General features: G+C 51.1%; 3 protein-coding genes. All 3 read right to left on the bottom strand.

Going from position 1 to position 2,672, the window contains the following annotated elements; genetic code table 11:
• A partial coding sequence (locus tag HMPREF2944_RS05230; protein WP_070681202.1) for a glycosyltransferase family 25 protein occupies positions 1 to 553 on the bottom strand: 553 nt, incomplete at its 3' end.
• A 410-nt stretch (positions 554 to 963) separates the two neighbouring features.
• On the bottom strand, positions 964 to 1,785 hold the full coding sequence (locus HMPREF2944_RS05235; RefSeq protein WP_070648866.1) for a glycosyltransferase family 25 protein: 822 nt from the start codon (positions 1,783 to 1,785) through the stop codon (positions 964 to 966).
• A gap of 333 nt (positions 1,786 to 2,118) precedes the next feature.
• Positions 2,119 to 2,672, bottom strand: a 554-nt coding sequence (locus HMPREF2944_RS05240) for an LPS biosynthesis protein (RefSeq protein ID WP_070681204.1), incomplete at its 5' end; no start/stop codon positions are given.

Raw genomic sequence — 2,672 nt, forward strand, 5'->3', positions numbered from 1 at the left:
CCTTATCCTCAAACTGCTTAAGCAGCAGCTCAGCGCCCGAACGGGAGATCAGGTACAGACCGGTACAAATCAGGGGCCAGGTACCGTACGGCTTACCCATACGGTACTTACCGTGCACAAAAGGAGACAGCAGGGACAGGCGGATGTATTCCACCTGCGGGTTCAGCTTGCCGGCATCATTTGCAAAAGAATCGCTTAGGTTCACCAGGTGCACCTGCGGGTACTTCGTGATGATTGCGTTCACGACCGCCTCAGCATCCGGAGAAAGAAGGATGTCGTCTTCGGCAATCAGCGCCCAATCAGCATCCGACGCAACAAAGTCACGCCACATATTCACATGGCTGAGCATGCAACCCTTCTCCGCGGGGCTAGGGTCACGATGCCAACGGCTACGGAAAAACTCAACGTCAAATTCTTCATCAGCGACGTGATTGTCGCGGTTATCCACCGCAGAATAACGGACAAAACCCTGCGCGGGAACACCCACTGAATAAAACGAATCGAAACGGTTCGCGCCATCCAGGCCCAGAACATACTTCAGAATCTTTGCCATATTTTTTTCCTTTCAATAGCTCATCCAGAAAACCTAAGCAATAGAAGATCGCAAAGGTTAATGATGAGTTTTCAGAACAACAGACCACCTGCACGACAGAAGGGGCCATCCATCTTAAAAATCAGTGCGTAATGCGTAAATGGCATGAAGTCTGAATATTGAGCGTGTGATAAATACGCACACTACTGTGCAACGTAGAAAGAATTCTATCATTCACCATGCACCAATCTCAGGTGTCCGCAGGTTAAAACGCGGTACGACACGCGTGTACCGGTGCACAGCAAAAACAAGCCCCTCCCTACCGCATACACACGATAGGGAGGGGATAAACGACAGGGCAGAAGACCCACGTATTCACATTTTTATGTGATGACAGTACCCCAATCCATCTCTGGGTTACCGTCTCTGGATTATCGTCCTAGACGCTGCTTCACATCTTCGAAAGTGGCATCCAGAATATTCTTTGCGTTCGCAATACGCTTCTTCGGCGCCAGGGCGATGCGCACCCGGTCGATAAAACCGGTGCCATGCTGCGTGCTCTTGAGACTTTCCAAGTGACGAACGCCAGAAGTTTGAATGAGGCTGGTGCCTTCCCAACCGCACAGGCCGGGCTGCACCAAATATATGTCCACTCCCCATTCTCGGTAGAGAGAATAATCATCAGCAACAACGCCGGGAACCGTCTCGCCATAACATTCTACGAGTCGTTCAGCTCCAGAACGCGAAAGAAGATACAAGGCAGCACCGTACAGAGGCTTTGAACCATAGGCACTACCCATACGGTACTTGCCGTACACAAAAGGAGCAAGCAATGAAAGACGGGGATAATCAACCTGCGGGTTGAGCTTGCCAGCTTCAGAAGCGTAGATATCGCCCAGGTTAACCATCTGCACGTGAGGATACTTTTCAATAATCCTCTCCACTACAGGCTGCAAGTCAGGGGAAATGAGGACATCGTCCTCTGCCAGCAAAGCCCAGTCGGCATCTGAAGCGAGGAAGTCCTTCCACATGTGGTAGTGGCTCAAAGCGCAACCCTTTTCGGCAGGCCTCGGCTCTTTACCGTAACGAGCCAAGAACAGCTTGCTATCGAATTGTGCATCAGTGACGTGATCATCACGGTTATCCACCGCAGAATAACGCTGAAAACCTTGAGCGGGTGCCCCCACCGAGAAGAAAGAATCAAACCGGTTAGCGCCGTCCAGTCCCAGAACGTATTTCAGAATTTTTGCCATGAATTTCCCTTTGCTGTGGCACACCCATACAGTCCTAATCTGAAACGACAGAAGCCATGCATGAGTGCCGAGTATTGACTTGGCACCGACAAACACAGAGCACGCCGAAAATATGCGCGCACGATAACAAATTGCCTAGTCAGTGAGTGATGAATCGTATGTATAAAAATACCCTATCACTCATGTGAAGATAGTACCCGGGAATTGGCGTGCGGCACCCTGTTATGTCTCGCACGTTACGCGATACCTCACGCGCTAAAGCTGAAAATAGCTACACAAAAGCTCCCCTCTGCCATATATGTGACAAAGAGGAGCTTTCTCAAAGAGGCTTAGTTATTTTGCCTTACCCAGGCGCTGCTTCACCTCATCAAGGGTGGCATCCAGGGCGTTCTTAGCATTCACCAAACGCATCTTCGGAGCCAACGCAATACGCACTCGATCCAGAGGACCAGTACCGTGCTGGAGACTATTCACCTTATCCAGATGACGCTTGCCAGATTCCAAGATGACGCTACTACCCTCCCAGCCGCACAGGCCCGGCTGCACAAAACGCACATCCACACCCCACTGCTGGTACAGCTTGTAATCATCAGCCACAGTACCCGGCACCTTATCCTCAAACTGCTTAAGCAGCAGCTCAGCACCCGAACGGGAAATCAAATACAAGCCAGTGCAAATCAGAGGCCACGTACCGTACGGCTTACCCATACGGTACTTACCGTGCACAAAAGGAGACAGCAGGGACAGGCGGATGTATTCCACCTGCGGGTTCAGCTTGCCGGCATCATTCGCAAAAGAATCGCTAAGGTTCACCAGCTGCACCTGCGGGTACTTCGTGATGATTGCATTCACCACCGCCTCAGCATCCGGAGAAAGAAGGATGTCGT

Source organism: Rothia sp. HMSC072E10 (assembly GCF_001813965.1).
GTDB lineage: Bacteria > Actinomycetota > Actinomycetes > Actinomycetales > Micrococcaceae > Rothia > Rothia mucilaginosa_A.

Coding starts and splice junctions, on each gene's coding strand:
- HMPREF2944_RS05235 (WP_070648866.1), bottom strand. CDS start 1,785: ATGGCAAAAATTCTGAAATACGTTCTGGGACTGGACGGCGCTAACCGG.